General features: G+C 33.7%; 18 protein-coding genes, 6 tRNA genes, 3 rRNA genes and 1 pseudogene. 4 read left to right on the top strand and 24 right to left on the bottom strand.

Features of this window, described 5'->3' with window-relative positions:
* Positions 1-17: 17 nt before the first annotated feature.
* From MHI13_RS03630 to MHI13_RS03620, 3 genes are all read right to left on the bottom strand, one after another.
* On the bottom strand, positions 18-1,391 hold the full coding sequence (locus MHI13_RS03630; protein WP_049382646.1) for an EVE domain-containing protein: 1,374 nt from the start codon (positions 1,389-1,391) through the stop codon (positions 18-20).
* A 398-nt stretch (positions 1,392-1,789) separates the two neighbouring features.
* A complete protein-coding gene (locus tag MHI13_RS03625; protein ID WP_017176087.1) occupies positions 1,790-2,722 on the bottom strand; it encodes a type I phosphomannose isomerase catalytic subunit in 933 nt (310 codons plus the stop codon).
* A gap of 341 nt (positions 2,723-3,063) precedes the next feature.
* Positions 3,064-3,720, bottom strand: coding sequence for an NAD(P)-binding oxidoreductase (locus tag MHI13_RS03620; RefSeq protein WP_002448697.1), 657 nt, complete (start codon positions 3,718-3,720; stop codon positions 3,064-3,066).
* A gap of 155 nt (positions 3,721-3,875) precedes the next feature.
* Here MHI13_RS03620 and MHI13_RS03615 point away from each other — a divergent pair, with 155 nt between their 5' ends.
* The 3 genes and pseudogenes from MHI13_RS03615 to czrB all read left to right on the top strand — a co-directional run bounded on the left by MHI13_RS03615 (position 3,876) and on the right by czrB (position 5,289).
* On the top strand, positions 3,876-4,202 hold the full coding sequence (locus tag MHI13_RS03615) for an ArsR/SmtB family transcription factor (protein WP_002448641.1): 327 nt from the start codon (positions 3,876-3,878) through the stop codon (positions 4,200-4,202).
* 3 nt (positions 4,203-4,205) lie between these two features.
* Positions 4,206-4,334 (top strand): annotated as a pseudogene (locus MHI13_RS03610) (cation-efflux pump); the annotation flags it as partial.
* 1 nt (position 4,335) lies between these two features.
* Positions 4,336-5,289 (top strand): CDF family zinc efflux transporter CzrB, encoded by a 954-nt coding sequence (gene czrB, locus MHI13_RS03605; protein ID WP_017176085.1) that lies wholly within the window; start codon positions 4,336-4,338, stop codon positions 5,287-5,289.
* Between the two features lie 84 nt (positions 5,290-5,373).
* Here czrB and MHI13_RS03600 read toward each other — a convergent pair whose 3' ends face one another.
* Positions 5,374-6,108 carry a metallophosphoesterase family protein gene (locus MHI13_RS03600; RefSeq protein WP_002448650.1) on the bottom strand — a complete coding sequence of 245 codons (735 nt, stop codon included), beginning with the start codon at positions 6,106-6,108 and terminating at the stop codon, positions 5,374-5,376.
* A 128-nt stretch (positions 6,109-6,236) separates the two neighbouring features.
* Between MHI13_RS03600 and MHI13_RS03595 the strand changes: the two genes are divergently transcribed.
* Positions 6,237-7,289 carry a lytic regulatory protein gene (locus MHI13_RS03595; protein ID WP_017176084.1) on the top strand — a complete coding sequence of 351 codons (1,053 nt, stop codon included), beginning with the start codon at positions 6,237-6,239 and terminating at the stop codon, positions 7,287-7,289.
* Between the two features lie 57 nt (positions 7,290-7,346).
* On the opposite strand, the gene MHI13_RS03590 is transcribed toward MHI13_RS03595, so the two are convergent.
* The 20 genes from MHI13_RS03590 to MHI13_RS03495 form a co-directional block, all read right to left on the bottom strand.
* Positions 7,347-8,207 carry a Cof-type HAD-IIB family hydrolase gene (locus MHI13_RS03590; protein ID WP_017176083.1) on the bottom strand — a complete coding sequence of 287 codons (861 nt, stop codon included), beginning with the start codon at positions 8,205-8,207 and terminating at the stop codon, positions 7,347-7,349.
* Positions 8,208-8,269: 62 nt separating this feature from the next.
* Complete coding sequence (locus tag MHI13_RS03585) at positions 8,270-9,130, bottom strand: ABC transporter ATP-binding protein (RefSeq protein WP_017176082.1); 861 nt, start codon at positions 9,128-9,130, stop codon at positions 8,270-8,272.
* A 20-nt stretch (positions 9,131-9,150) separates the two neighbouring features.
* The gene (gene glmS / locus MHI13_RS03580) at positions 9,151-10,956 is read right to left on the bottom strand and encodes a glutamine--fructose-6-phosphate transaminase (isomerizing) (RefSeq protein WP_017176081.1); all 1,806 of its coding nucleotides are present in this window, start codon (positions 10,954-10,956) and stop codon (positions 9,151-9,153) included.
* A gap of 540 nt (positions 10,957-11,496) precedes the next feature.
* Entirely contained in the window at positions 11,497-12,849 is a 1,353-nt protein-coding gene (gene glmM / locus MHI13_RS03575) for a phosphoglucosamine mutase (protein ID WP_017176080.1), read from the bottom strand.
* 28 nt (positions 12,850-12,877) lie between these two features.
* A complete protein-coding gene (locus tag MHI13_RS03570; protein WP_017176079.1) occupies positions 12,878-13,810 on the bottom strand; it encodes a CdaR family protein in 933 nt (310 codons plus the stop codon).
* A gap of 1 nt (position 13,811) precedes the next feature.
* Positions 13,812-14,618 carry a diadenylate cyclase CdaA gene (gene cdaA / locus MHI13_RS03565; protein WP_017176078.1) on the bottom strand — a complete coding sequence of 269 codons (807 nt, stop codon included), beginning with the start codon at positions 14,616-14,618 and terminating at the stop codon, positions 13,812-13,814.
* Between the two features lie 151 nt (positions 14,619-14,769).
* Positions 14,770-14,842 (bottom strand) — tRNA-Lys (locus tag MHI13_RS03560).
* A 3-nt stretch (positions 14,843-14,845) separates the two neighbouring features.
* Positions 14,846-14,920, bottom strand: a tRNA-Gln gene (locus tag MHI13_RS03555).
* A gap of 6 nt (positions 14,921-14,926) precedes the next feature.
* Positions 14,927-15,010, bottom strand: a tRNA-Tyr gene (locus tag MHI13_RS03550).
* Between the two features lie 10 nt (positions 15,011-15,020).
* Positions 15,021-15,096 (bottom strand) — tRNA-Val (locus tag MHI13_RS03545).
* A gap of 7 nt (positions 15,097-15,103) precedes the next feature.
* Positions 15,104-15,175 (bottom strand) — tRNA-Glu (locus tag MHI13_RS03540).
* A gap of 1 nt (position 15,176) precedes the next feature.
* A tRNA-Asn gene (locus MHI13_RS03535) sits at positions 15,177-15,251 on the bottom strand.
* Between the two features lie 11 nt (positions 15,252-15,262).
* Positions 15,263-15,377 (bottom strand): 5S ribosomal RNA (gene rrf / locus MHI13_RS03530).
* Between the two features lie 67 nt (positions 15,378-15,444).
* Positions 15,445-18,366 (bottom strand): 23S ribosomal RNA (locus MHI13_RS03525).
* Positions 18,367-18,666: 300 nt separating this feature from the next.
* Positions 18,667-20,217, bottom strand: a 16S ribosomal RNA gene (locus MHI13_RS03520).
* The 16S, 23S and 5S rRNA genes sit together here with 6 tRNA genes alongside, the layout of an rRNA operon.
* A gap of 452 nt (positions 20,218-20,669) precedes the next feature.
* A complete protein-coding gene (locus MHI13_RS03515; RefSeq protein WP_048762029.1) occupies positions 20,670-21,734 on the bottom strand; it encodes an Mrp/NBP35 family ATP-binding protein in 1,065 nt (354 codons plus the stop codon).
* A 91-nt stretch (positions 21,735-21,825) separates the two neighbouring features.
* The gene (locus MHI13_RS03510; RefSeq protein ID WP_017175365.1) at positions 21,826-22,293 is read right to left on the bottom strand and encodes a SepA family multidrug efflux transporter; all 468 of its coding nucleotides are present in this window, start codon (positions 22,291-22,293) and stop codon (positions 21,826-21,828) included.
* A 74-nt stretch (positions 22,294-22,367) separates the two neighbouring features.
* Positions 22,368-23,708: a multidrug efflux MFS transporter SdrM gene (sdrM, locus tag MHI13_RS03505; RefSeq protein ID WP_070547845.1), complete on the bottom strand. Its 1,341-nt coding sequence runs from the start codon at positions 23,706-23,708 to the stop codon at positions 22,368-22,370.
* 187 nt (positions 23,709-23,895) lie between these two features.
* Complete coding sequence (gene trhA / locus MHI13_RS03500) at positions 23,896-24,579, bottom strand: PAQR family membrane homeostasis protein TrhA (RefSeq protein WP_019835206.1); 684 nt, start codon at positions 24,577-24,579, stop codon at positions 23,896-23,898.
* 16 nt (positions 24,580-24,595) lie between these two features.
* Entirely contained in the window at positions 24,596-25,783 is a 1,188-nt protein-coding gene (locus tag MHI13_RS03495) for a UTP--glucose-1-phosphate uridylyltransferase (protein WP_019835205.1), read from the bottom strand.
* Positions 25,784-25,873 lie beyond the last annotated feature (90 nt).

Below are 25,873 nucleotides of genomic sequence, written 5' to 3'. Positions count from 1 at the left end.
ATCTAACTTGTTTGACATTATGCATCATGGTTCACTTTTACAATACGTGTATATTTTAAAAATTGTTGTGAATATTTATTTTTGATATCTTCTAACTTTTCGTATGTTACGCCAATAATATGCCAATTAGGATTAAAATGATAAAAAGAATTTTTTTCACGAGACCAAGTAATCATGTTACCGTCTTTATTATATCTAGGTAATGTAACTTCGTACCCTTCTAAAACATTAATATAAGTTTGAAATATATCTGGATCAAGTCTATTAAAGTTATCAATCACTAAGTAACTTTTGTCATTTTTAGGCATAAGTTGTGTAATAAAACCTTCTCTATAATATAAAGCACCTGTCTCATTAGGTAGATATTTGCCATATAACATATCTTCACTAAAGTCAGGGTGACCACTAGTAATAACTGGATTAGCATTCGTTTTTTGTAAAAGATTATTGGCTGCTTTCAAACCTTCTTCACGTTTATCTACAACGAGTAAAATAAAAGGTTTAATGGTCTCATCATGATCCGTATTGAATCCTGGTTTTTTAATAGTCTCAAATGGTGTTCTAATCCCATCATTTTCACTCATGTCTATAATAGCATCGTATTGTGCTTGACTCATACTTGCTATTGCTTGCTTAGCATTTTCTTGTAAAAAGTATAAGTTCTTTAATTTAGGATGTTTATTTAGTGCTCCTAATGTAACAGGAGTGATATTCTTTTCATAATAAATCTCAATTGCAGTACTATTAGTACGACCAGGAATTGGAGGTTTTTCATGAATATGACGAGATACTTCACCAATTCCTACGACCGATTGATTACTATTCTTATCATAAAATATTAAATTATCCCCTACTTCTAATTGGTTATAAAAATGATAACCATTCCGTTTAATTCCATTATAAGTATGTGTAAAAATCGTATAATGGGTATCAGGTTCAAATTTTTCAGTTTCAGATAAAAAGAAATATCGAGGTAATTGAATGTTACCTTTTCCTAACTCAACGATTAATTGAAACTCCTCTTTTGTGAGTTGATTTATTAACGTTTCTCGCATATTATTCATTCGATAATCTAGCACTTCACTACGTTTTAAATAGTCAGTAGTTAAAGGCTTTAACTCTTCATTAAATTTAAATTCAACTCTAATTTTATTTTGTGCTCCTGTTTGAACACTAATAATTTCCCCAATTCCTAATAATCCAGTATCTGTTTGTACTTGATAAAAAATCACTTGATCGCCAATTTTAGCTTTTTTGAACGCTCGAAAACCCTGAGTAGGATTGAACTGTGCTCCAGACTCAAATAAAGTTGTTTGTCCAACTAATGGTTCATTATGGTTCCATCTTGTATATCCACAATTTAACCAAAAGTAATTTACTTCTTCTGCCATCTAGAATCTCCTTCTTACTTATTTTAAATTTAGCATCTTTATTCATGTATATATTAATATTAATTTTAGCACCTATTAGTCATTTTTAGATCGCTTAAATTTAAATATATGAATAGTCTATAAGATTTCGTTTTTTTTATTTTATCATATTTTTTTAATAGAGTTGACGTATTATTAAATCACTTTTTAAATTCAAAAAAGTGAAATAGAATCATATGAATCCTCACAAAATTCCATTTCACTATTAAAATATACTATCTCATTATTTAAACATTATTAGATTTCCGATTAACAGGAAGCGGAAGATAAAAAACTTCTAGATTCAGCTATCACACAAGAAAATCATGCTAGATATAGAAATTATTCCAACACGTCTGCTTATAAATTAAATTGATTAACTAAATATAACTTATAATTAGAGTGAACTCTCCTTCAAATACGCTATCTAAATCTTCAGAAGTTAAAATAAAATTAGATCCCTTTTCTAGCTTAAAGATTTCACCATCTGTAATCACTTGTCCACGACCTTCTAATACAGAAATAAGACAAAATTCACGAGGCTTCATATAATTAAGCGTTCCACTTATTTCCCATTTAACCATTGTAAAAAAGTCATTAGATACAATTTGGCTACGTTTATGATTTTCTACAATTGTAGTTTCAGGTACTATAGTAGGTGCATTTGCAGTAAATTGAATCACGTCTAATGCTTTGCTAACTTCTAATGATGATCCATCAGTTCGATTACGTTCATAATCATATACTCTATATGAAATATCAGATGATTGCATTGTTTCATATACTAAAACGCCAGAACCTATAGAATGAAGCATTCCAGCTGGTATAAAATAAAACTCACCTGGTTTAACTTTGATTCTTTCTACTGCATCCAACACCGCGTCTTCTTTTATCTTATTCTCAAATGTTTCTTTTGAATCAGCAGAAGTACCGAGTATAATTTCAGCGTCTTCTTCTGCATCAATAATATACCAACATTCAGACTTACCATATTGACCATTTTCAAATTCATATGCATACGAGTCGTCAGGATGAACGTGAATAGATAGAGGATGTCTTGCATCCACTATTTTACATAATAAAGGGAAATCTTTACTTGGAAAGTCTCCAAATAATTCTCTATGATCATTCCATACTTGATCTAATGTTTGACCAGCATACTGACCATTTTCAATCATATTTTTTCCATTCGGATGTGCAGAAATACCCCAGCATTCTCCAGTTTGTTCACTTGGTATGTCGTAATTAAATTGATTTAACTTATTACCGCCCCATATTTTTTCAAAGAAAATAGGCTTTAAAAATAATGGCATGATTGCACCTCCTAAAACACGGTTATTGCTTCTCTCTTTATTTTAAAGTGAAATATCGTATTTAAATGATTATGTATAATTAGAACAATTGATGACCCACTTTATCTTTAAATTACTATCTATTTAAGCTTTTAATATATCAGATAACTAATTCTATATGAAAGCTGTTTCGCTTCTATCGTTAAACAAAAATTTTCACTCATATGTTTATTATATCAATTTCATTATTAATTTAATAGAAATTATATATATTAATAAAAAAGAATAGAACAGCAAGTTTTAAAACTCACTGTCCTACTCTAACACAGAACTTTTCATTTGTAATTAATTATCTAACTTAACTACTCAAAACGAGATAATGCTTCTTGAATAGATTGATGCCCTGAAAGAATTTGAAATTCTTTATTTTCAAATTTATTTTCAGAAGTCGCTACGTGTTTTAATACAGAAGCCACATCTTCGCGTGGAATTGTACTTCCTTCATCAAAATACAAGTCAGCTTTAATTTCACCAGTACCTGATTTATCTTCTAAACCACCTGGATGAACGATTGTATAAGTTAGTCCAGAATTTCTTAAATGATTATCTGCATAGTGTTTTGCAATTGTATAAGGTTTTAAATCTCCACTTGCATCAAATGCTTCACGACGTGAATCGTAAGTAGAAACCATTACATAATGTTTAACATTTGCTTTTTTACTTGCTTCAATCGTTTTCACTGCACCATCTAAATCAACAATGATTGTTTTATCAGCACCTGTGCTACCACCTGAACCAACTGAGAAAATAACTTTATCAAAGCCTTTGAATTTCTCAGTTAAATCATCAATACTATCTTTTTCTACATCTATTAAAATGGCATTAACACCTTGATCTTTTAACGCACTTTCTTGTTCTTCTTTACGAACACCGGCTGTAAAATCAACTTGATCTTCTTTTAATTGGTTAACCAATTTAGAACCTACGCCACCATTAGCACCAATAACTAATATACTCATAAACTTATTTCCTCCTTCAATTCATTTCATAGTTTATTAATACCACTTAGTATCATTTTTAAACTTATTTACTATATATCATTGACACTTAGACAAGGACACTATATATTAATATATGAATATATATTAATATATTAAAGAGGAGGTCTCATGTGATGTCCAATACAAATAAAGATAGAGATATATTTATAGATGAATACATGCTTAACCGTTTAACTGAGACATTTAAAGCGTTAAGCGATTATAACCGTTTACGTATTTTAGAATTGTTATATAAAGGTGAAGCTAGTGTTGGGCATATTACGCATACATTAAAATTAACTCAATCAAATGTATCGCATCAATTAAAGAGTTTAAAACAAGCAGGCCTCGTTAAATCGTCACGTCATGGACAATCCATGATTTATTCTATAGACGATCAACATGTTTCTACTTTATTAAAACAAGCCATTCAACATGCTCATCATCAAAGAGGTGAATAATAAATGTCTAATCACACACACCATCATAACCATACTCATAATCATGTCCATACCAATAACAAAAAGGTATTAACAATTTCTTTTATTATTATAGGCTTATTTATGATTGTTGAAATTTTAGGAGGAATAATAAATGTCTAATCACACACACCATCATAACCATACTCATAATCATGTCCATACCAATAACAAAAAGATATTAACAATTTCTTTTATTATTATAGGCTTATTTATGATTGTTGAAATTTTAGGAGGATTTATCGCTAATAGTCTTGCGCTATTATCAGATGGACTTCATATGTTTAGCGATACTGTTTCACTAGGAGTTGCTTTAATCGCATTTATTTATGCAGAGAAAAATGCTACTTCAACTAAAACATTCGGTTACAAGCGTTTTGAAGTCTTAGCTGCCTTATTTAATGGTATAACTTTATTAATTATTAGTGGCGTCATTATCATCGAAGCGATTAGAAGATTTTTCAATCCTATTAAAGTGCAATCCACTGAAATGTTTATTATTAGTGTGATTGGACTTATAGTGAATATTATCGTTGCAATAATCATGTTTAAAAGCGGTGATACGTCACATAACTTAAATATGCGCGGTGCTTTTATTCACGTTTTAGGAGACTTACTTGGTTCATTAGGTGCCATTATAGCATCTATTCTTATATACGTATTTAACTTTACAATTGCTGATCCTATCGCAAGCATTCTAGTTTCCATTATTATATTGAAAAGTGCAATCGGTATTTCACGTTCGTCACTTAATATTTTAATGGAAGGTACACCAAGTGACGTCAATTTAGATAAAATCATTAGTACAATTATAAATCATAATGAAATTTATAATGTCCATGATTATCACGTTTGGACTATTTCAAATGATATGAATGCGTTAAGTTGTCATGCAGTCGTCTCTGAAACTATGTCTGTTCAGGACTGTGAAGGACTTCTTAAAAAAATAGAACATGAATTACTTCACTTAAATATACAACATATGACAATTCAATTAGAAACAGCCCAACATGATCACGATACTTCAGTACTATGCTCTGGATTACATAAAGAGCACGCTCATCATTAAGACTACACAAACAATGTCCGCAGTTTACAATATAAGTAAAAAGTCGAACAGAATTCATATTAGTTTCTGCTCGACTTTTTTTACTTATATAAAATAATCGAAAATAAATTGTTTGCCTGGTACATGTTTTTCATCAAATCCTTGAAGAAATTCTTCATTATCATACGGTAATTTTACTCTTTCAACACTAAACTCATTTTCGTTAATTGTGACGATTCCATATACGGCATATTTACCATTATTAAGTCCTACTGAACCAGGATTGAAATAGGTTTTGTTATTATCATCATACAAGTGTAATTGATGATTATGTCCAAAAGCTATAAAATCCGCATCCTTATCTTCAAATAATTTAACTATCTCTTCTTTTTGATTATCTACAATAGGTTCAAATGGTTGTTTATCAATCCCCTCTTCTAATCTTTGATTTTCAATTTCATAATGTATAAATAAACATTTTTTCCCACAAATTGTTTTTTCTAAATATCTTGGTAGTGTATTTAATACATCATAGTAATCTTCATCCATTCGACTTTCAATCCATTGATGGTGTTCATAAAATTTATTTTTTAAATCTTCTGGATACGGTGTACCATTAACAATTGACATAATGGCTTCATCGTGATTACCAGCAATAATTTCCATATCATCTCGATCGAAAATCATATCTAATACTTTATTGGTTTCATGGCCAATTCCAATATTATCACCTAAGTTAAAGATTTGATCGATATCTTCTCTATTATCAATATCATCTAAAACAGTTTGTAAGGCATCAAAATTACCATGAACGTCGGTTAAAATTGCAAATTTCACCATAAAGTCTCCTTTCATTATTAAATCATTAGCATATTTTAACACTTAAAACATAATATTGTTAGATATTAATTTAAAAAAATCACAAATTCTGATATTGTGTATTATATTAACGTAAAGGAGTGCTTATTTTGTTTAAATTTCATAGTTTAGCATTTAAAAATGCTAAGTCACAACTCATAAAAACAATACTATTTAGTTTAGTAAGTTTTATTATTGTATTTGTGGCATTTGTGATTGCTAGAACTTTCTTCGTTCAAAACTTTATGCAGATGCAACTAGCAGCACAATTTCAACAGTCAGCTGGCGCGTCATTATCTATGATAATACTCGTCCTAGTCTTAGGATTATTATTCTTTATACTTGCAGGTTATCAATTACTTGCGGGGGCTTTTAATATTATGGCTAAAGCCATTGAAAAAGAAGCTGTTCAATTTTCTGATTTATTTTTTGCTTTTAAAAAAGGAAAATATGTTAAAGGTCTTCTTTTAGCTTTTATTACTATTATTGTTTATGCTGTATTATATTTAATCACATTAGGATTAAACTTTTTATTTAATAAAGCATTAACACCATTATTCACATCTATTCAACAGTCAGTAAGTACATCTGATCACGCTATTGGCATTTTACTTACTGTACAAATTATCTTAATTATCATTATGGGATTCATTCTTTCAATCGTATATTGGTTCTTCTTTATATTAATGATTAATTATACTGTATCATTTGCACGTAAAAATGACTTAAGTGCTATAGGTCATTTTAAAGACGGCTTTAAAGGCATTAAAAATGGACGTAAAACTTGGTTCAAATTCTTTTTAGCTATCTTATTAATTAACCTACTCATTATTATCATTACACAACCACTTGGTACAATATTAACTGTATTAACCGGAAATATGTCCCAAAATGTAGCACAAGTGATTTTAATTATTGCTCAAACGCTTATTATTATTGTACGTTTAATTCTATATTTTATAATTCTAATGGGTATTGTTCAATATTTCTTACGTCGCGGTGAGAATGTGAATAGACCTGTAAAAGAAAAGAAAAAAAGTAAACGAAAAGAAAAAAATCATAAAAAAGAAGCGTTAAAAAACGACCCTTCATCTTTTAATGAGACAAAAAATCATATTAAAGAAGACTTAAATCATCAAAAAAATTTGAATAACGATAAATAAATCACTATTTAACACAAAAGGTAAGAAAGCAGGTTTCTCCTACTTTCTTACCTTATTTTAATTTAAAAAATGTTGTTCTAAATATAAAGCCGCGCCATCCTCTTCATTTGTATATTGTGTAGTATCATCAGTAATAGACTGAATTTCTGGACGTGCATTTTTCATTGAAACAGTGTATCCTCCAAATTCAAACATTGCTCTGTCATTATCGCTATCACCAATAACAAGTGTTTCTTCTTGTTTAATATCGAAATGATCTATCATTTCTTTAATTCCAGTGCCTTTATCCACTTGATAAGCCATCGTCTCAGCATTAAACCTTGAAGAATTAGATACGCTAATATTTAATAACACTTTATTTTGTATTAATTCATCTCTAAACGTTTTAATTTTATTTAACTTTTTGTTGAATAGATAAATTTTAGAATAGTCGTCATTTGGAATATCTTTTCTCCAATTAATTTTACCATTCATGGCATCTCGACGTGATTTCCATTCACTTTCACTCACTTCATTTTGTGGATGTTCACTATCAATCATATCTTCCATCCATGATTGATCTTCAATTAATGAAATTCTATCTCCTTCAAAAGGAAAAACTTCATAATAAATGTGTTGTTGTTGAGCTAGTTGCACGATTTTTTTTACACTATCTATTGTCAAACTATGTTTAAATAAAATTGTATCTTCAATATCGCCTCTTGTTCCATTAGAACTAATCATACCATCTACTTTAAAACCTTTTGGTACTAGACTATGAATTTCAGAATAAGAACGTCCTGTTGCTAGAAATACCTTATAATTTTTTTCTCTTAACTGATCAATTACTTCTTTTGTTTTTACAGTCGCTTTATTATCTTCATGCAATAGTGTTCCATCCATATCTAAGAATATTGCTTTAATATTTTCTAATGCCATCGTGATACCCTCCATCTAACTCTTTCTTAAAATTGTGACATTTATTTAACCAAAGTGCAAACTCAATTATGTTTTATATAAAGATGATATCGATTTCTATATTGAATAACTTCAATTTGGTTATTAAAAAATTTAGACATCATCGAATCAGTTAAAATATCTTTTGTTATTCCTTTACCAAAACAACTACCCTCTTTTAATAAAAATATCTTACTAAATAATGGAATAATTTCCTCTATGACATGAGTCACGTAAATCATCGTCAAATGAGCGTATGTCTTATTTAAATTTTCTAATAAATATAATAACTGTTCTCTAGCCAAAAAGTCTAATCCTGATGCTGGTTCATCAAGAATAAGTACATCAGGTTGATGTATAAGCGCGCGAGCAATCATTACTTTTTGTTTTTGTCCTGTTGAGAGATATCCTAAATATTGATCTTTATATGATAACATTCCTACTAAATTTAATAATTTTTCTGCTTCTTTAGTATGTTCATCAGAATATTCTTTATATAGACCGATAGATTTAAATATGCCACTTAATACGACATCAATCACTTTCTCACCGTCTTGAAATTTTTCTAATAAACTATGCGAAACAAATCCAATATGTTGACGAACGTTTTCTGCAGAATATCCTTTTTTACCTGGTATCATTTCAAACAATTCTATTTCACCCTGAGATACACTTTCATAAGAATTCATGATATTTAATAGTGTTGTTTTTCCTGCACCATTCAACCCATAAAGAATCCAATTATCTCCCGCTTCAATATGCCAATTTAAATCATTAATGATTGTTTTTCCGTGTTTCTTTTTATAGATATGTTTTAAATTTATCAAATGATCACCTCTACTTAAAATAATTGTATGATGATTCTGATTATTTAACAAATCAAATAAAAAACTGAGACATGTCATCCATGTCCCAGCTTTTTGAATTATTCAACTGTAACTGATTTAGCTAAGTTACGAGGTTTGTCAACATCTAATCCTCTGTGTAAAGCTGCATAATATGCGATTAATTGTAGCGCTACTACTGATACTAAAGGCGTTAATAATTCGTGTACGTGAGGAATCACATATGTGTCTCCATCTTTTTCTAAACCTTCCATTGAAATAATACAAGGTTTAGCGCCACGTGCTACTACTTCTTTAACATTACCACGAATTGATAAATTCACATTTTCTTGCGTAGCTAACGCAATGACTGGCGTATCATCTTCAATTAAAGCAATAGTACCGTGTTTTAACTCTCCACCAGCAAATCCTTCAGCTTGAATATATGAAATTTCTTTAAGTTTTAATGCTCCTTCTAAACTTACATTGTAATCCATCGCACGACCAATAAAGAAAGCATTTCTAGTCGTTTCTAAGAATTCTTTAGTAATTTTTTCCATTACTGGTGCATCATCTACAATCGTTTCAATTGCAGTTGTTACTTTTGCTAATTCTCTTAATAAGTCAATACCGTTATTGCGTCCATGTGCTTTAGCTACAACTTGAGAAAGAATTGATAATACAGCAATTTGAGCTGTATAAGCTTTAGTTGATGCAACAGCAATTTCAGGTCCTGCGTGTAATAATAACGTATGATCAGCTTCACGAGATAACGTTGAACCTGCTACATTTGTAATTGTTAAAGACTTATGGCCTAATTTATTTGTTTCAACCAATACTGCACGGCTATCAGCTGTTTCTCCTGATTGAGAGATATAAATAAATAAAGGTTTTTCAGATAATAATGGCATGTTATAAACAAATTCTGATGCCACATGAACTTCAGTTGGCACTCCAGATAGTTTTTCAAGGTATTCTTTACCAACTAAACCAGCATGATAACTTGTTCCTGCAGCAATAATATAAATGCGATCTGCATTCGATACATCTTTAATAATTTCAGAATCAATATTTAAATCTCCATTTTCATCTTCGTATTCTTGAATAATACGACGCATTACTGCTGGCTGTTCATTAATTTCTTTTAACATATAGTGATCATAAATACCTTTTTCAGCATCTGATGCATCTATTTGAGCAGTATACGTTGGGCGATCTTGAATATTTCCATCTTTATCTTTAATTGTTACACTTTCTTTTTTAACAATAACAATTTCATGATCGTGAATTTCTTTATATTGATTTGTAACTTTAATCATTGCTAATGCATCTGAAGCAATAACATTAAAGTCGTCACCAATACCAACAAGTAAAGGTGATTTATTTTTAGCTACATAAATAGTGTCTTCATCCTCAGAATCTAACATACCTAAAGCATACGATCCATCTAATAAAGATACTGCTTTAGTGAATGCTTCTTCAGTTTCTAAACCTTTATTTGAAAAATATTCTACTAATTGAACGATAACTTCTGTATCAGTTTCTGATTTAAACGTTACATCTGATAAGTATTCGCTTTTTAGTTCTTCATAATTTTCAATTACACCATTATGCACTAAAGTGAAACGTCCATTATTTGATTGATGAGGATGTGAATTAATATGACTAGGTACCCCATGAGTAGCCCATCGAGTATGACCAATACCAATGTGACCATCAATGTCATTGCTATCTGCTACTTTTCTTAATTCTGCAATACGACCTTTTTCCTTAAATACAGTAGTCCCTTCATCATTGACAACAGCAATTCCTGCTGAATCATATCCTCTATACTCTAATTTTTCTAAACCAGATAGTAATAATTCTTTGGCATTATCAAAGCCAATATATCCAACAATTCCGCACATATTTCTTTTTCCTCCATTACATAGTCATATGATAATTTTATCTGTTATATAAAATTTTTTAATTAGACATTGCTCGTTTTATTGTATTGGATTCTAAACATCATATTTCTATGTTTTCTATTTGGCGTTCTTATTATATTTGTACATCTAGTTACCTATATGTTTTAAATAATAAGCTAACGAATGTGCCACATCCGGAATAGCATCCGCCGATTATATCGATAACTATTCTCCTCGTCTACAATATAATTAATATGTCTATTAGCATTCTCTTAATTAATACTAAATGGTTAACATTTTAATTATTTGTCCAGGCGCTTTATTTTATTTTTATTACATCTATCCTCCTTTCTTCCAATACTCTCTATTTTACCCTTTTCTAATAATTATTTGCAAATATTATTATATTTAATTCATAAACTTATAGTTATAATTTGATATTTAATTTATATTTTTTGCTAAAAAAATACTCTCTTTAAAGTTTTCAGTTCTACGGCTTTAACTTTAAAGAGAGTGTATTCTTGTTTTTAAATGGTACTATTAATTTAATCCCATTTTTTCTTTTACTTTATCAGCAATTGTTTGAGCATAACGTTCAGCATCTTCATTTGTTGCTGCCTCAACCATTACTCTTACTAATGGTTCAGTTCCTGAAGGTCTAACTAATATTCTTCCTTCACCATTCATTTCATTCTCAACTTCATTCATAACAGCTTTAACGTCTTCATTTTCAGATACATGATGTTTATCTGTTACTTTTACATTAATTAATGATTGTGGATACTTTTTCATTTGTGCTGCTAACTCACTTAAAGTTTTACCACTTGATTTAATAATAGCAGCAAGTTGTACTCCAGTTAGTAGTCCATCACCAGTCGTGTTATAGTCCATCATTACTATATGTCCAGATTGTTCTCCGCCTAAATTATAATGGCCTCGTCTCATTTCTTCAACGACATATCTATCTCCAACTTTTGTTTTATTTGATTGAATGCCTTCTGTTTCAAGAGCTTTATAAAATCCTAAGTTACTCATTACAGTAGATACAATCATATTATTATTTAATTCATGATTTTTATGCATTTCTTGACCAATAATAAACATAATTTGGTCACCATCAATGATGTTACCCTTTTCATCAACAGCAATTAAACGATCTCCATCTCCATCAAAAGCTAAACCAAAATCACTTTCAGTTTCTACAACTTTTTCAGCTAAATGTTCAGGATGAGTAGACCCACATTCATCATTAATATTGTATCCATCTGGATTACAACCAATTGTAACTGTCGTTGCCTCTAAATCACCAAATAAGAAAGGCGCAAGTGAAGAAGTTGATCCATTCGCCCCATCTAAAGTAATTTTAAGTCCATCTAAATTTATATCAATTGTAGATTTAAGATAACTTAAGTATTTTTGTGCACCTTCATAATAATCTGAAAAATGCATAATGTCTTTGCCTGCTGGACGTGGTAAGTCAGGTTGTTCTTGATCTAATAATTGTTCAATTTCTTCTTCCTGCTTATCTGAAAGTTTAAAACCATCAGCACCAAAGAACTTAATACCATTATCAGCTACAGGATTATGAGATGCAGAAATCATTACTCCTAATTGTGCTCCCATTTCACGTGTTAAATATGCAACACCTGGAGTAGAAATAACTCCTAATCTCATTACTTCTGCACCTATTGATGCTAATCCAGCGATTAAAGCTGATTCTAACATTTCACCAGACACACGAGTATCTCTACCAACTAAAACTCTAGGATGTTTCTCTCCTTCATTATGTGCTAATACATAACCACCATAGCGACCTAGTTTAAACGCTAATTCAGGTGTTAATTCTTTATTAGCTACTCCCCTTACACCATCTGTTCCAAAATATTTTCCCATTTTCATTACTCCTTTATTATCTAGTTTACTATTTTAAATTGACATGTGCTGTGACTTCATTAAATTCAGATTTCTTAACCTGTTTAGGTATCTTGAGTTGAAGTGTTTTATCAGTCGATTCAGTGATATCATCTAAATTGACATCGGCTTCTATGTCATTAATATCCTTCAAATCATCTTTATTACCATAAATTTCTACTTCATTCTCATTTAGTTTAATGCTATCTAAACTTTCATCATCAGGTAATGAACCCTTTTTAACGGTTTTAATTTTTACTTTTTTACTGTAAGGTTCAAGTTTCACTGACATTTTAATATTATTAGGCTTGATTTGAACGTTTAATTTATTCAATTGCTTGTCAAATGCAGTAATTTCAGCTACATCAGTAGTATTCTCACTGATATTAGTCGCATTTTTAAATGTCGCTTTTAAATATGCAATTTTGTCTAATTGCTTTTTACCACCAGTAACTTGAACAGTGTCTTTATTCAAAGAAGTTTCACTTACTTTATAATTTGAATCTACATTGTTTTGTGAAATATCAGGCTGAACATGCATTGTTTTAGTATCTTTATCCTCCAAGGTGATATAAGCGTGTTTAGGTTTAACATTATAACTAATATCGTTACTTAATCCTTTAACAATATAATCTTCTTTATAATTTCCAGATTTAGCATTAGATAAATTAACTGTGACCTTGATATCGTCTGAACTTTCTATTTTCAATAACTTTGATTGTGGTCCTGAAATAGTAACATCAACAGTATCTGGTGATTTAGTAACATGTAAATTTTTGGTATTATAAAGAATTTCTACAGGTACATCTTCAATTGTTTTAGAAGAATTCTGAGCTAGATTATCATTGTTAAAAATATTGCCAAACACATTATTAACAGAAAGATAAAAAAAGATCGCTAATATTAAGGCAAAAAATCTTAATCCCCACTTACTTTCTAACATGCTATTTCACACCCTTCTTTTGAGCGCGAGTTCCAAACCAATGTTCAGCTAATAACTCTTCGAATACTTCATCAGAAACATCACGTCTTAATTTACCATCGAAAGTAACTGATATTGAACCGGTTTCTTCAGATACTACCACAGTAAATGAGTCCGAAACTTCAGAAATTCCTACGGCTGCCCTATGTCTTGTACCTAAACTTTTAGAAATTTTATTACTATCTGAAAGTGGTAAATAACATGCAGCACTAGCAATTTTAGTGTTTTGAATAATCATAGCCCCATCATGTAATGGTGTATTAGGTATAAAAACATTTATCAATAATTCTTGAGATATTGCAGAATTCATTGATATACCAGTTTCAATATAGTCTTGCAATCCAGTTTCCTTTTCAAAAACAATTAATGCTCCAATTCGTCTTTTAGCCATATACTGAACAGCCTTTGATACAGATTGGATTAATTTTTCTTCATCATGACTGTAAGTATTAGTATAGCGTTTAAATAGGCTCCCTCGCCCTAATTGCTCAAGTGCTCGTCTAATTTCTGGTTGGAATATCACAATTAAAGCTAAAACGCCCCATTGAATCACAATATCAAATAACTTTGAGGTAGCAGTTAAATTGAGAAGTTTACTTACTTGTTGTCCAATAACTATAAATAATATACCTTTAAGCAATTGAATTGCTTTAGTTCCTTTAAATACAGTAATGAGAAGATAAAGGACATACCAGACAATAAGTATATCTAATATACTTGTAATAATCTTCAAAGTACTAAGATTATTAAAAAAGTTGGAAAAATCCATAATCTCTCCTCCGTCTATAACTTTCATACTCATAATTATACCAATGAAAGGTGTAACTGTCATACTATGAAAGTCATACTTATAAATTTTTCATGAAAATCACTACTAAAAATGGATAATAAAAAAGCACCCCATTAAGGAGTGCTTAAAGTGAGCCATAGAGGATTCGAACCTCTGACCCTCTGATTAAAAGTCAGATGCTCTACCAACTGAGCTAATGGCTCTTATGGCTGGGCTAGCTGGATTCGAACCAGCGCGTGACGGAGTCAAAGTCCGTTGCCTTACCGCTTGGCTATAGCCCAATAAGATGGTGGAGGGGGGCAGATTCGAACTGCCGAACCCGAAGGAGCGGATTTACAGTCCGCCGCGTTTAGCCACTTCGCTACCCCTCCGATATTTAAATGGTGGAGAATGACGGGTTCGAACCGCCGACCCTCTGCTTGTAAGGCAGATGCTCTCCCAGCTGAGCTAATTCTCCAAATAAATGACTCCTACGGGACTCGAACCCGTGTTACCGCCGTGAAAGGGCGGTGTCTTAACCGCTTGACCAAGGAGCCATGGCTCCGCAGGTAGGATTCGAACCTACGACCGATCGGTTAACAGCCGATAGCTCTACCACTGAGCTACTGCGGAATAATATATATGCCTGGCAACGTCCTACTCTAGCGGAACGTCAGTCCAACTACCATCGGCGCTAAGGAGCTTAACTTCTGTGTTCGGCATGGGAACAGGTGTGACCTCCTTGCCATTGTCACCAGACAAATGAATGATTATACATTCAAAACTAGATAGTAAGTAAAGATTTGCGTCGCAAAACTTGAAAAAATTGATTAAGTCTTCGATCGATTAGTATTCGTCAGCTCCACGTGTCACCACGCTTCCACCTCGAACCTATTAACCTCATCATCTCTGAGGGATCTTATAACCGAAGTTGGGAAATCTCATCTTGAGGGGGGCTTCATGCTTAGATGCTTTCAGCACTTATCCCGTCCATACATAGCTACCCAGCTATGCCGTTGGCACGACAACTGGTACACCAGAGGTATGTCCATCCCGGTCCTCTCGTACTAAGGACAGCTCCTCTCAAATTTCCTACGCCCACGACGGATAGGGACCGAACTGTCTCACGACGTTCTGAACCCAGCTCGCGTACCGCTTTAATGGGCGAACAGCCCAACCCTTGGGACCGACTACAGCCCCAGGATGCGATGAGCCGACATCGAGGTGCCAAACCTCCCCGTCGATGTGAACTCTTGGGGGAGATAAGCCTGTTATCCCCGGGGTAGCTTTTATCCGTTGAGCGATGGCCCTTCCATGCGGAACCACCGGATCACTAAGTCCGTCTTTCGACCCTGCTCGACTTGTAGGTCTCGCAGTCAAGCTCCCTTATGCCTTTACACTCTATGAATGATTTCCAACCATTCTGAGGGAACCTTTGAGCGCCTCCGTTACCTTTTAGGAGGCGACCGCCCCAGTCAAACTGCCCGCCTGACACTGTCTCCCACCACGATAAGTGGTGCGGGTTAGAAAGCCAACACAGCTAGGGTAGTATCCCACCAACGCCTCCACGTAAGCTAGCGCTCACGTTTCAAAGGCTCCTACCTATCCTGTACAAGCTGTGCCGAATTTCAATATCAGGCTACAGTAAAGCTCCACGGGGTCTTTCCGTCCTGTCGCGGGTAACCTGCATCTTCACAGGTACTATGATTTCACCGAGTCTCTCGTTGAGACAGTGCCCAAATCGTTACGCCTTTCGTGCGGGTCGGAACTTACCCGACAAGGAATTTCGCTACCTTAGGACCGTTATAGTTACGGCCGCCGTTTACTGGGGCTTCGATTCGTAGCTTCGCAGAAGCTAACCACTCCTCTTAACCTTCCAGCACCGGGCAGGCGTCAGCCCCTATACATCACCTTACGGTTTAGCAGAGACCTGTGTTTTTGATAAACAGTCGCTTGGGCCTATTCACTGCGGCTCTTCTGGGCTTGCACCCTAAAGAGCACCCCTTCTCCCGAAGTTACGGGGTCATTTTGCCGAGTTCCTTAACGAGAGTTCGCTCGCTCACCTTAGAATTCTCATCTTGACTACCTGTGTCGGTTTGCGGTACGGGCACCTAATCTCTATCTAGAGGCTTTTCTCGGCAGTGTGAAATCAACGACTCGAGGAAACAATTTCCTCTCCCCATCACAGCTCAATCTTAAGAGTGCCGGATTTGCCTAACACTCAATCTCACTGCTTAGACGTACAATCCAATCGTACGCTTCGCCTATCCTACTGCGTCCCCCCATCGATTAAAACGATTATAGGTGGTACAGGAATATCAACCTGTTATCCATCGCCTACGCCTGTCGGCCTCAGCTTAGGACCCGACTAACCCAGAGCGGACGAGCCTTCCTCTGGAAACCTTAGTCAATCGGTGGACGGGATTCTCACCCGTCTTTCGCTACTCACACCGGCATTCTCACTTCTAAGCGCTCCACATGTCCTTGCGATCATGCTTCAACGCCCTTAGAACGCTCTCCTACCATTGTCCAAAGGACAATCCACAGCTTCGGTAATATGTTTAGCCCCGGTACATTTTCGGCGCAGTGTCACTCGACTAGTGAGCTATTACGCACTCTTTAAATGATGGCTGCTTCTAAGCCAACATCCTAGTTGTCTGGGCAACGCCACATCCTTTTCCACTTAACATATATTTTGGGACCTTAGCTGGTGGTCTGGGCTGTTTCCCTTTCGAACACGGACCTTATCACCCATGTTCTGACTCCCAAGTTAAATTAATTGGCATTCGGAGTTTGTCTGAATTCGGTAACCCGAGAGGGGCCCCTCGTCCAAACAGTGCTCTACCTCCAATAATCATCACTTGAGGCTAGCCCTAAAGCTATTTCGGAGAGAACCAGCTATCTCCAAGTTCGATTGGAATTTCTCCGCTACCCACAGTTCATCCGCTCACTTTTCAACGTAAGTCGGTTCGGTCCTCCATTCAGTGTTACCTGAACTTCAACCTGACCATGGGTAGATCACCTGGTTTCGGGTCTACGACCAAATACTATACGCCCTATTCAGACTCGCTTTCGCTACGGCTCCACATTTTCTGCTTAACCTTGCATCAGATCGTAACTCGCCGGTTCATTCTACAAAAGGCACGCCATCACCCATTAACGGGCTCTGACTACTTGTAAGCACACGGTTTCAAGTTCTCTTTCACTCCCCTTCCGGGGTACTTTTCACCTTTCCCTCACGGTACTGGTTCACTATCGGTCACTAGAGAGTATTTAGCCTTAGGAGATGGTCCTCCCAGATTCCGACGGAATTTCACGTGCTCCGTCGTACTCAGGATCCACTCAAGAGAGAATATATTTTCAACTACAGGATTATTACCTTCTTTGATTCAACTTTCCAGATGATTCGTTTAATATATTCCTTTGTAACTCCGTATAGAGTGTCCTACAACCCCAATAAGCAAGCTTATTGGTTTGGGCTCTTCCCGTTTCGCTCGCCGCTACTCAGGGAATCGAATTTTCTTTCTCTTCCTCCGGGTACTAAGATGTTTCAGTTCTCCGGGTCTGCCTTCTGACAAGCTATGAATTCACTTGTCGATAACACAACATAACTTGTGTTGGGTTCCCCCATTCGGAAATCTCTGGATCAACGCTTACTTACAGCTACCCAAAGCATATCGTCGTTAGTAACGTCCTTCATCGGCTTCTAGTGCCAAGGCATCCACCGTGCGCCCTTAATAACTTAATCTAATATAGTTATTAATCTGTGAGTGTTCTTTCGAACACTAGCGATTATTTTTTATGAATTCAAGCTTATTTAAAACTCTATTCACTCGGTTTTGCTTGGTAAAATCTATTTACTTACTTATCTAGTTTTCAATGTACAATGTCATTAATTAATAATCACAATTAAGTATTATAACAAAATATAATAGTCAATGCAATATTCAATTAATCATGAATGTTTAAAAATAAACATTCAAAACTGAATACAATATGTCACGTTAATCCGTATCATCTCTATGAGATGTTCCGAATATATCCTTAGAAAGGAGGTGATCCAGCCGCACCTTCCGATACGGCTACCTTGTTACGACTTCACCCCAATCATTTGTCCCACCTTCGACGGCTAGCTCCAAATGGTTACTCCACCGGCTTCGGGTGTTACAAACTCTCGTGGTGTGACGGGCGGTGTGTACAAGACCCGGGAACGTATTCACCGTAGCATGCTGATCTACGATTACTAGCGATTCCAGCTTCATGTAGTCGAGTTGCAGACTACAATCCGAACTGAGAACAACTTTATGGGATTTGCTTGACCTCGCGGTTTCGCTGCCCTTTGTATTGTCCATTGTAGCACGTGTGTAGCCCAAATCATAAGGGGCATGATGATTTGACGTCATCCCCACCTTCCTCCGGTTTGTCACCGGCAGTCAACTTAGAGTGCCCAACTTAATGATGGCAACTAAGCTTAAGGGTTGCGCTCGTTGCGGGACTTAACCCAACATCTCACGACACGAGCTGACGACAACCATGCACCACCTGTCACTTTGTCCCCCGAAGGGGAAACTTCTATCTCTAGAAGGGTCAAAGGATGTCAAGATTTGGTAAGGTTCTTCGCGTTGCTTCGAATTAAACCACATGCTCCACCGCTTGTGCGGGTCCCCGTCAATTCCTTTGAGTTTCAACCTTGCGGTCGTACTCCCCAGGCGGAGTGCTTAATGCGTTAGCTGCAGCACTAAGGGGCGGAAACCCCCTAACACTTAGCACTCATCGTTTACGGCGTGGACTACCAGGGTATCTAATCCTGTTTGATCCCCACGCTTTCGCACATCAGCGTCAGTTACAGACCAGAAAGTCGCCTTCGCCACTGGTGTTCCTCCATATCTCTGCGCATTTCACCGCTACACATGGAATTCCACTTTCCTCTTCTGCACTCAAGTTTTCCAGTTTCCAATGACCCTCCACGGTTGAGCCGTGGGCTTTCACATCAGACTTAAAAAACCGCCTACGCGCGCTTTACGCCCAATAATTCCGGATAACGCTTGCCACCTACGTATTACCGCGGCTGCTGGCACGTAGTTAGCCGTGGCTTTCTGATTAGGTACCGTCAAGACGTGCACAGTTACTTACACGTTTGTTCTTCCCTAATAACAGAGTTTTACGATCCGAAGACCTTCATCACTCACGCGGCGTTGCTCCGTCAGGCTTTCGCCCATTGCGGAAGATTCCCTACTGCTGCCTCCCGTAGGAGTCTGGACCGTGTCTCAGTTCCAGTGTGGCCGATCACCCTCTCAGGTCGGCTACGTATCGTTGCCTTGGTAAGCCGTTACCTTACCAACTAGCTAATACGGCGCAGGTCCATCTATAAGTGATAGCAAAGCCATCTTTCACTATCGAACCATGCGGTTCGAAATATTATCCGGTATTAGCTCCGGTTTCCCGAAGTTATCCCAGTCTTATAGGTAGGTTACCCACGTGTTACTCACCCGTCCGCCGCTAACGTCAAAGGAGCAAGCTCCTCGTCTGTTCGCTCGACTTGCATGTATTAGGCACGCCGCCAGCGTTCATCCTGAGCCAGGATCAAACTCTCCATAAAAATTTATGATGTTTGATTAGCTCATAATACTAAATAGTGTTTGTAACATTTAAGTTACTTTATTGGAATTAACGTTGACATATTGTCATTCAGTTTTCAATGTTCATTTAAAATATAATCTATTAAATTATATCAACTTCAATTTCGAAAGTCAATAACTAATTTCGATTACTTTTAATATTTTATATCGTTTTTCAAGATTTTGCAATGGTAAATTTTACACCGAATTTACATTTTTTAAAATGTATTAACACTTCTTGAAAACGACTTTTATATCTTATCAAACAATTCATTTAGTGTCAACAAATTATTTTAATAATTTTATTTTTGTTTTAAGCAATTCTTCTAACTTGCTCACAAAAAGATATTCTATCAGAATTTTTATATTTTGCAATAGAAAAAGCGCTCGAAATGATATTTTTTTCGAGCACTTTTACACTAATTTTTATTTATTATTTTATTGTTGCAGCAATTACTTTTTGCGCAATTGTTTTATAGATTTTTCCTAATCGATCTTCTTCTTGATAAATAGATGGTGAAAAGTCATTAGGATTCCAAGAAGGTTGTTCAAGAGGTAGTTCTCCTAACAATTGGGTATTGAGCTCGTCCGCAAGTTTACGTCCTCCACCTTTACCAAATACATACTCTTTTTTTCCAGTTTCTTTACTTTCGAAATAACTCATATTTTCAATAACACCTAAAATAGAATGCTCTGTATGCTTAGCCATAGCTCCAGCTCTTGCTGCTACAAATGCTGCTGTTGGATGTGGTGTAGTTACTATTATTTCTTTACTACTTGGTAACATTGAATGAACGTCAAGAGCTACATCCCCTGTTCCAGGAGGTAAATCAAGTAATAAGTAATCTAACTCTCCCCATTTAACTTCAACAAAGAAATTCGTCAACATTTTTCCTAACATAGGACCACGCCAAATAACTGGTGCATTTTCTTCAACGAAAAATGCCATTGAAATCACTTTAACACCATGACGTTCTACAGGAATAATCTCTTTTCCTTGAACACCAGGCTTTTCATCTATCCCCATCATATCTGGAACACTAAAACCATAAATGTCAGCATCTATGAGACCTACTCTTTTACCCTCTCTCGCTAATGCTACTGCTAAGTTTACGGCTATAGTTGATTTCCCTACTCCACCTTTACCAGAAGCAATTGCAATAAACTCCACTGGATTATTCTGTGATAATAATCCCTCAATTGTCTTAGGTTTCTCTTTTTCTTTTCCTGTATATTTTTCCACAACTTCAGCAGGTAGTTCCTCAAAACGAATGCCCACTGTATTTGCTCCGTTTTCTTTTAAAGCTTTAACCACTGACATTTGCAAATCAAGCTGTGGTTGTCCTCCTAATTGAGCCATAGCAACTTTAACACTTACATGTTGAATTTCTTCTTTTATTTTTACTTCTACAATTCCCTTTGTTTCTTTTAAAGGCACATTAATAATTGGGTCTTTTAAGTCTCCCACTATTTTTTTTACTTGTTCTACCGTTAACAACTCATTATCCCCCTTAAGTTTCTTTATATTTACATTTTAACAAATTTACTTATAATCTGTGTTGAATTTATCAAGAATTTATAGCTTATGTTTACTTCTTATCATTCAAGTCTTCGCTATCTGGATAAAAAATCATTTTACATAAATATAGTATTCCAATAATTAATGCAATAACCCAAAATTCAATTTTAATATATACGTAATGAATATGAATAACAAAATAGAATAGAATAGTCGTAATCACATATGAAATTAAATGAAATAGTGTTCCATTAAAATATGGATTATTAGGTAATTGCTTTCTAAAATAATCCATTAAATGCTCAATAGCAAATAGCAAAAAGTATCCAAATACTATATAGCTACCGTAATATACTAAATTGCTGAATAAATCCTTATTGTATGTAAAGAATCCTAATTTTAAAAAAATAAGAATTCGACTTAATCCAAATAACCCAAATCCTAAAAATATTAAAAATATACAACCTGATAGAATAAAAATAAGAAGAATAAGAAGAGTCGGAAAGATACCATTAAATTTTTGATTAGAAAATTTCATTTCTCTCTTTCCTCCTCTTTTCATCCATACTTTATAATGCCACTTTATCATTTATATATAGTAACTTAAAATTATTATTTTATACCTTCTTTATTCTCTTCAAATAAAAATACCCACATTAAAATTAATATAAGCGCAACAATTGTGCTTACAGTTAATATATTATAGAAGTTACCTCCTAATAAACCAAATTGAAGTGCATATAATGACCCCATCAATGTAGATCCTATAGATGATCCTAAATTTTTAGTTAATGCATAGAATGACATCATTTTTTTCATATATTTAGGACTTGTTTCTTCTTGAACAATCACACTGTCTTTAGTATAAACAAAGCCAAAACTCAATCCTGCAAGAATCACAGCTCCCGCAATAATAAGAGGAATATGAAGTCCAAATACTAAAATCATATTACTTAAAATTAATGATATGAAAGCTCCGATATATAGTTTTTTTCTTGAAAATTTTGATTCTACTTTAGCTAAGTTGAAGTTTAAAGCTAACCATGCAACAGAAAGTGGAAATATAACTAATCCACTTTGTATTGGAGATAATTTTAAATAATCTTGTAAATAAACAGGTATATATAAGTTATACCCCATTAGACATATTGCTATAAGTAAATCAGTTATAAATACCAGTGTAATTGATTTATTAAATTCATTTATTGGTAAAAAAGGCATATCTGTTTTATTTTCATATTTGAATAAAACGAATAATATAACTATTGCTAGTATTAATGCAATAATATTAAAAGTAACACCTGTTTTATTTAATAAACTAAACATAAGAAGTCCGATAAAAATATAAAACAAAGATAATCCTTTTGCATCAAAGTGTATATGTTGTACTTCCGCTTCTTCTGGAAAATGAAAAGTAAGAAAAGCTAAAACAATAGCTATCAATGCTATTGGTATATTGATATAAAACAACCAATGCCATGTTGCAACTTCTAATATTCCACCACCTAATAATGGTCCAAGAATACTTGAAATTCCCCAGACACTTCCAACGATGCCCATTATTTTGTAACGAAGCGGAATTTCAAATGCTAGTTTTGGTACAATTTGAGTCAAAGACATCATAACTCCTGCGCCAAGTCCCTGGATGGCTCTTGAAATAATTAACATTATAAACGTCTCACTCATGCCTGACATAAAACTTCCAATACCAAATAATAGTATGCCGACTACAGCTATATATAGAATCTTAAATCTTGTGAGAAGTTCACCCACAATAGGATTTGCTACTACAAGTGCTATAAAATAAACGGTAAAGACTAATGGCACTGCTGTACCAGCATTCAAATCTTTACGAATGGTAGGCAATGCTAGTGAAATAATTGAACTTTCAATTGCTGCCATAAACATTGTTAAAACCAAAGTCACTACAATACCTATTGATTTTAATTTCATCTTTGCCCTCCTATATATTTAAAAAGTTCATAATATAGAATATCCTTAATTATATTCATAAACAATTTTAATGTATTATTAAAAAAAGAAAAAACAGGATAGAATTCTTTTTGAATTCATAGTCCTGTTTCTAAATAAGCACTTAATAAACTAAGTTATTCTCAATGATATAACCTTTCAACTAGGTCTACATAAAATATACGATTCCTATAAAATGAAAGAGTGATGCAATAACGATAAAAATATGCCATATCATATGAAAATATGGACGGTTTTTTTGTGCATAAAACCATGCTCCAATAGTATAAGAAAGACCACCTAATACGATAAATAAAATAAATAACCAAGATGTTCTAATAATAATCACAGGTAAAAATATAATACCAACCCATCCCATAACTAAGTAAACAATTAAGCTTAATTTGGAATTTACATGAGTTGAAATTGACTTATATAGAATACCCCATATTGTTGTTCCCCATAATAACAAAAAGACCAGCCATCCTAACCAACCTCCAACAACTGTTAGTAAGACTGGTGTATACGTTCCAGAAATTGCTACATATATCATACTGTGGTCAATAATTCTTAATATATACTTATGCGATGTATTATTTTTCATTGAATGATATACAGTAGAGGAAATAAACATCATGAAAATACTAATAACAAAGATAGAGACACTAATAGAACTTAGTGTTCCATACTCATTATAACTATGTACTGCTGCATAAGGCAGTAAAAATAAAGTCATTAGTGCAGCAACACCATGTGAGGTTGCATTACCAATTTCCTCGCCAAAAGATAGTGGAATGATGTCTTTAAATGATTCAATTACATTATCTTTTGTATGCTGAGATGATTTAGACATCGTATTCCACCATCCTTTAAATTACATTCATTCGTTTTAAATCATCAGTTGCAGTTTCTACACTGTCTTTTCCCTCTTTATTTTTCAAGGGTGAAAATTCTTCTTTTCTTGGAACTTGTAATGTAATAAAACTATTCGCATATCGGAAAATATCAAAATAAAATAGTTCAAATTTTAAAGATGTTTTTTCAATCAAACCAAAGTCATCATCCAGTTGTTTCAATTTTTTAATGGCTAAATGATATGGTAAATCATTATTTACCGCTTGATTTATAAATGATAACTTAAATGCGTGAATGCCAATATTTGCATTATCAAATGTATTCGCTACATTTTCATCAAGTTCTGAATATTCAAGTACAGTATCTTTATTATCTTTACTAACTAATCGTCCAACACTTTCACCCTTTTTAGGTTGAATAGATTTAGATGTGATATCTTTATCATTTACTACTGTAAATCCTACAAATACTGGATCAAGAACTTTTACTAACACATTGTCAATATTATTTAAGAAAATGAACTTTACGCCATCTTTCTCCATTTTATCTAAATAACCTTTATGCTCTAGCGATTTAAATATCCCACCATTACCATTAGGTGTTTCCATAATATAGCCTTTTTCATTAAAAATCAGTCTACCATTTTCACTTAGAGCCACAATGTTGTCTTGTTTAAAAAAGTGAATACGTTCTGGGTTATAACCAAAATAATCATGGTTTTCAAAGTAACGTAATGTTTCCTCATGATTAATATCACTAGTCATAATATACCAATTAATACAATGTCCTGTTTCATTTTTTAGATGCAATAGTTGTCTTGCTTGAAGTTCAAATAAGCTTACACCTTCAATTTCAAAAGAACCTTTAGGTCCCTTATAACCTAAACGTGTGCCTTGACCACCAGCCATAAGAACAACAGCAAATTCTCCATTTCTTATTGCTTCTATTCCTTTATGTTCATAATATTCACGATCTTGTTCAGTGAATGCTTCCTTAATTTTATAATCAACTTCAGAAACTGCAGTAACATCTGTAATTGTTTTACGATTAACATATAAACTTTGATAAAGTTCTTGAATAAATTCTAAATCTAATGAGTTCACTTTTTCATCTAATTGCTCTTTTTCATTACTACTCATCATTTTCTCATATTCAATTAAATGTTCTTGATTGTATTTTTCTAATTTACTTTGATCTAGCATTTATAACTCTCCTTATAGATAGTTCGTGTCATTCAAATATATTTATCATATTAATTATAAATTTGATATTAAGACAAGAAAGATGATCCA

It is taken from the genome of Staphylococcus sp. FSL K6-0223, assembly GCF_038008285.1.
This window is presented reverse-complemented; position numbering and strand designations above follow the sequence as displayed.

Coding starts and splice junctions, on each gene's coding strand:
- MHI13_RS03630 (WP_049382646.1), bottom strand. CDS start 1,391: ATGGCAGAAGAAGTAAATTACTTTTGGTTAAATTGTGGATATACAAGA.
- MHI13_RS03625 (WP_017176087.1), bottom strand. CDS start 2,722: ATGCCATTATTTTTAAAGCCTATTTTCTTTGAAAAAATATGGGGCGGT.
- MHI13_RS03620 (WP_002448697.1), bottom strand. CDS start 3,720: ATGAGTATATTAGTTATTGGTGCTAATGGTGGCGTAGGTTCTAAATTG.
- MHI13_RS03615 (WP_002448641.1), top strand. CDS start 3,876: ATGTCCAATACAAATAAAGATAGAGATATATTTATAGATGAATACATG.
- czrB (WP_017176085.1), top strand. CDS start 4,336: ATGTCTAATCACACACACCATCATAACCATACTCATAATCATGTCCAT.
- MHI13_RS03600 (WP_002448650.1), bottom strand. CDS start 6,108: ATGGTGAAATTTGCAATTTTAACCGACGTTCATGGTAATTTTGATGCC.
- MHI13_RS03590 (WP_017176083.1), bottom strand. CDS start 8,207: ATGGCATTAGAAAATATTAAAGCAATATTCTTAGATATGGATGGAACA.
- MHI13_RS03585 (WP_017176082.1), bottom strand. CDS start 9,130: ATGACATGTCTCAGTTTTTTATTTGATTTGTTAAATAATCAGAATCAT.
- glmS (WP_017176081.1), bottom strand. CDS start 10,956: ATGTGCGGAATTGTTGGATATATTGGCTTTGATAATGCCAAAGAATTA.
- glmM (WP_017176080.1), bottom strand. CDS start 12,849: ATGGGAAAATATTTTGGAACAGATGGTGTAAGGGGAGTAGCTAATAAA.
- MHI13_RS03570 (WP_017176079.1), bottom strand. CDS start 13,810: ATGTTAGAAAGTAAGTGGGGATTAAGATTTTTTGCCTTAATATTAGCG.
- cdaA (WP_017176078.1), bottom strand. CDS start 14,618: ATGGATTTTTCCAACTTTTTTAATAATCTTAGTACTTTGAAGATTATT.
- MHI13_RS03510 (WP_017175365.1), bottom strand. CDS start 22,293: ATGAAATTTTCTAATCAAAAATTTAATGGTATCTTTCCGACTCTTCTT.
- sdrM (WP_070547845.1), bottom strand. CDS start 23,708: ATGAAATTAAAATCAATAGGTATTGTAGTGACTTTGGTTTTAACAATG.
- trhA (WP_019835206.1), bottom strand. CDS start 24,579: ATGTCTAAATCATCTCAGCATACAAAAGATAATGTAATTGAATCATTT.
- MHI13_RS03495 (WP_019835205.1), bottom strand. CDS start 25,783: ATGCTAGATCAAAGTAAATTAGAAAAATACAATCAAGAACATTTAATT.